This is a genomic window from Oryzihumus sp. (assembly GCF_036391795.1).
In the GTDB taxonomy this organism is placed as follows: domain Bacteria; phylum Actinomycetota; class Actinomycetes; order Actinomycetales; family Dermatophilaceae; genus Oryzihumus.
This window is the reverse complement of record NZ_DASVZH010000242.1, coordinates 1-4142: the sequence shown is the minus strand read 5'-3', so window position 1 is coordinate 4142 and position 4142 is coordinate 1. Positions and strand designations below refer to the sequence as shown.

General features: G+C 75.3%; 3 protein-coding genes and 1 pseudogene. All 4 read left to right on the top strand.

Features of this window, described 5'->3' with window-relative positions; all coding sequences use genetic code 11:
• Positions 1 to 1161, top strand: a 1161-nt coding sequence (locus tag VF825_RS15010; protein WP_331114724.1) for an AAA family ATPase, incomplete at its 5' end; no start/stop codon positions are given.
• Positions 1158 to 2513: a hypothetical protein gene (locus VF825_RS15005; protein ID WP_331114722.1), complete on the top strand. Its 1356-nt coding sequence runs from the start codon at positions 1158 to 1160 to the stop codon at positions 2511 to 2513. The genes VF825_RS15010 and VF825_RS15005, both read left to right, overlap by 4 nt.
• Positions 2510 to 3493, top strand: coding sequence for a glutamate ABC transporter substrate-binding protein (locus VF825_RS15000; protein ID WP_331114720.1), 984 nt, complete (start codon positions 2510 to 2512; stop codon positions 3491 to 3493). Before VF825_RS15005 ends, VF825_RS15000 begins: the two co-directional genes overlap by 4 nt.
• Positions 3490 to 4142 (top strand): annotated as a pseudogene (locus tag VF825_RS14995) (hypothetical protein); the annotation flags it as partial. The gene VF825_RS15000 and the pseudogene VF825_RS14995, both read left to right, overlap by 4 nt.

Sequence of the window (4142 nt, the reverse complement as noted above, 5' to 3'; positions counted from 1 at the left end):
CCCACGGTGACCCTGTCCGGGCTGTCCGGCCAGGGGTCGCCGCACGCCGCCCACTACGCCCACGCGCTGGCCGAGGGCGCGTCGGCGGCGTGCGGCCTGGGCGAGCCGACGATGCGGGTCATCGGCAACGCCTCCGTCGCTGCGGCCGCCCAGCTCCAGGCCGCGAACGTGCGGCTGAGCGCGGAACCGGCCACCCGGCATACCGGGGAGGCTGCCGCCCGGACGGAGGCGGCGGGCGTCCCGGGCCGGCCTGCCGAGCCCGCCCCGGCGCGGTCGCTGGAGGACCTGCTCGGCGAGCTCGACGCGCTCGTCGGCCTGGCCCGCGTCAAGCGGGAGGTGCACCGGCAGGTCGCGCTGATGCGGGTCGAGAAGCTGCGCGCCGAGGCCGGTCTGCACAGCCCCACCATCACCCGGCACCTGGTCTTCGTGGGCAACCCCGGCACGGGCAAGACCACCGTGGCCCGGCTCGTCGGCGGCATCTACCGGGCACTGGGGCTGCTGACCACGGGACAGCTGGTCGAGGTCGACCGCTCCGAGCTGGTCGCCGGCTACCTCGGCCAGACCGCGGTCAAGACCGCCGAGGTCGTCTCCTCCGCGATCGGCGGGGTGCTGTTCATCGACGAGGCCTACAGCCTCACCGGGGACCAGTACGGCGAGGAGGCGGTCGACACCTTGGTCAAGGAGATGGAGGACCACCGCGACGACCTGGTGGTCATCGTCGCCGGCTACCCCGCGCCGATGGAGGCGTTCGTCGCGGCGAACCCCGGCCTGGCCAGCCGCTTCCGCACCACGATCACCTTCGAGGACTACACCGACGAGGAACTGCGGCAGATCCTCACCCGGCTGGCCGACGCCGCCGACTACACCCTCGGACCCGGCTGCGTGGAGGCGTTCACCGCCCTGCTCGGCGCGGTCCCCCGGGGGTCGGCCTTCGGCAACGGTCGCTACGCGCGCAACGTCCTCGAGGGTGCGATCGGGCGGCACGCGTGGCGGCTGCGGGACGTCGCCGCGCCGACGACCGAGCAGCTGCGGCTGCTGCTGCCCGAGGACCTGCGCGACCCCGACGAGGACGACGCCGACGACACCGCGGTGGACACGGAGCCGGCGACCCCCGACCGGACGTCCGAGACGGCAGGACCCCAGCCAGGAGGTGTGCCGTGACCCCGTCCGTGAGCCCCGCCGTGGGCACCGGCGTGCCGGCTGCCCGCACCGCGACACCCCCCGCCGCGACCGGCCAGCCTGCTCCCGTCCCGGCCACGCCCACCCGGATCTCCGCGGCCCGGTCCGCGCTGCGCCGCCGTCTCGAGGGCACCCCGGGGCGACTGCGCGTGCTGGCCCTGCTCACCGCCGGGGCGTGCCTCGTGTTCGGCCTCGCGGCCGGGCAGGCGTTCAACGCCACCGACGGCGCCCTGGCCCGGGCCGAGGCCAACACCGCCCAGCTGGTGCGCATCCAGGCCCTGCACACCAACCTGGTCAAGGCCGATGCCAACGCGACCAACGCCTTCCTCGTCGGCGGCATCGAGCCCGCGTCGACCCGAGCCGACTACGACAGCGCGATCGGCCAGGCCAGCCGCCTCGTGGCCGAGGCCGCCCGCGCCCAGCCCGCCGACGGCCGGGCCCTGTCCGCGCTCAACTCCCAGCTGGTCACCTACACGGGGCTGGTCGAGCAGGCCCGCGCGAACAACCGGCAGGGCCTGCCACTGGGGGCGCAGTACCTGCGCAACGCCAGCGCCGGGCTGCGGACCGACGCCCTGCCGATCGTCGACGCGCTCGTGACCGCCAACCAGCTGCGTGTGCGGGCCGAGCTCGACAACGCCGCCGGCGCCTCGGCGTGGATGCTGTTCGGGCTGCTGTCCCTGGTGGTGCTGGTGGTCGGCATGGTCTGGCTGGCCCGGCGCACCCACCGCTACCTCAACCTGCCCATGGTCGCTGCGACCGCGGCGGTGCTGCTGACGTTCATCGTCGGCGCCCTCGTCCTGGGCGGGGTCCGCGGGCAGGTCGCCGACGTGCGTGACGGTCCGTACGCCGCGACCCTCGCCGTCGCCCGGGGGCGGATCGCCGGGTTCGACGCCAAGTCCAACGAGAGCCTCACGCTGATCGCCCGCGGCTCGGGCGCTGCGTTCGAGAAGGCGTGGACGGCCTCCTCGGCAGTGGTGCAGGCGCAGGCCCGCCAGGCGGCCGCCCACTCCTCCCACGCCACCGGGCTTGCCGACGCGTGGTCGCGCTACGTCAAGACCCACCAGGCCGTCCGGGCCGCCGACGACGGCGGCCGGTGGGACGCCGCGGTCGCCCTGGCCACCGGGTCCGGCGCGAGCTCCTCCAACGCCACCTTCGACGCCTTCGACGCCACCTCCTCCCGGACCCTGGCAGCGGTCGGCCGCGACACCGCCGACGGGCTGTCGGCGCCGCGGCCCTTCCTGCCCTTTGCCGGGGTGGTCGGCCTGCTGGTGGGCCTGCTCGGCGCCCTCGCCTGCTGGTGGGGCGTCAGCAAGCGGCTGGAGGAGTACCGATGAGCGCCCCCCTCAGGACGCGGCACCGCCTCGGCGTGGTCCTTGCCCTCACCGGCCTGCTCGCCCTGGCCGGCTGCGGCTCGGCCGGTGTCTACGCCGACACCGTGGTCCCGTCGCCCAGCCGGACGGCCACGGCGGCACCGTCGCCCTCGCCCAGCACCTCCCCGCCGGCCTGCGCGAACCCGCTGGCCTCCTACGCCCCCGCCGCGACCGACCCGCTGGCAGTGCCCTCAGGCAGCACGATGGCCCGGATCAAGGCTCGGGGCCGGCTCATCGCCGGGGTGTCGGCCGACACGCTGCTGCTGGGCGCGCGCAACCCGGTCACCGGGCGGATCGAGGGTTTCGACATCTCCATGCTGCAGGCGGTCTCGACGGCGCTGTTCGGCAGTCCCGACCACGTCGAGCTCAAGGTCATCACCGCGGGGCAGCGCATCCCGAGCCTGGTCGACGGCAGCGTCGACATCGTGGCGCGCGCCTTCACCATCAACTGCGCCCGGTGGCAGCAGATCGCGTTCTCCACCGAGTACTACCGCGCCGGCCAGAAGGTGCTGGTCCCCCTCGGCTCGCCGGCCCGCTCGATGAGCGACCTCAAGGGCAAGCGGGTGTGCGCCCCGAACTCCTCGACCAGCATGGACAAGCTGCGCACGTTCACGGGCGTCATCCCCGTCGGGTCGGACACGCACACCGGCTGCCTGGTGCTCTTCCAGCAGGGCAAGGTCGACGCCATCACCGGGGACGACACCGTCCTGGCCGGGCTGGTCGCCCAGGACCCGTATGCCCGGGTGGTCGGGTCCGCCTTCACCGCCGAGCCCTACGGGCTCGGGATCTCCAGGGCCCACCCCGACCTGGTGCGCTACGTCAACGCGGTGCTCGAGAAGATGCGCACCGACGGGCAGTGGGCTGCGGCCTACAACACCTGGCTGCGGTCCGCGCTCGGCCCGGCCCCCACCCCGCCGGCCCCGGTCTACGGACGGCAGCCATGACCGCGCCCGCCGTGGCCAGCACCGCCCCGGAGCCGGTCGGCCGGCTGGGCGTGCCCATCGCCGCGCAGGACGCCCTGACCTACCTCGACGCCCTGGGCGCGTGGCGGGACCAGCGCCGCGCCGAGCTCGCCCGCCTCGACGAGGCAGCGCTGGCCTCGCCCGAGCGGGACGCGCTTACCGGGGACGTCCAGCTGTCGATGGCGCTGTGGCACTCGGTGTCCGAGCGCTACGACCTGCTCGTCACCACCTGGGACTCCGGTCGGGCCGGCATCGCCGAACGGGAGCGGCTCTCCGCCCTGATCTGGGGCCGCCTCGAGACCACCGTCGACCCGGCGACGACCGGCCGGCAGCTGCCGGCCGGCGGGCTCAGCGTCTCGCTGCCGGAGGCCTGCCGGCTCTCCGACGCCCTGGTCGGTGCGCTGCGGACCCGGCTCGCCCTCGACCCGGTCCAGGCCGATCTCGCCGAGCGCCTGCGTCAGCTGCGGGCCCAGGTCGAGCGGGTGCGTGACCTGGTCGGCGAGGAGCCGGCCGGGGCCGCCCGCGACGGCGCGACCCGCCGGCTGACCAGGCTGGATGCCACCGTCACCGACCTGGTCGGGGACGCCCAGCGCGGCGCTGACGTGGGCGGTCGGGTCCCCGGTGCCGAGGG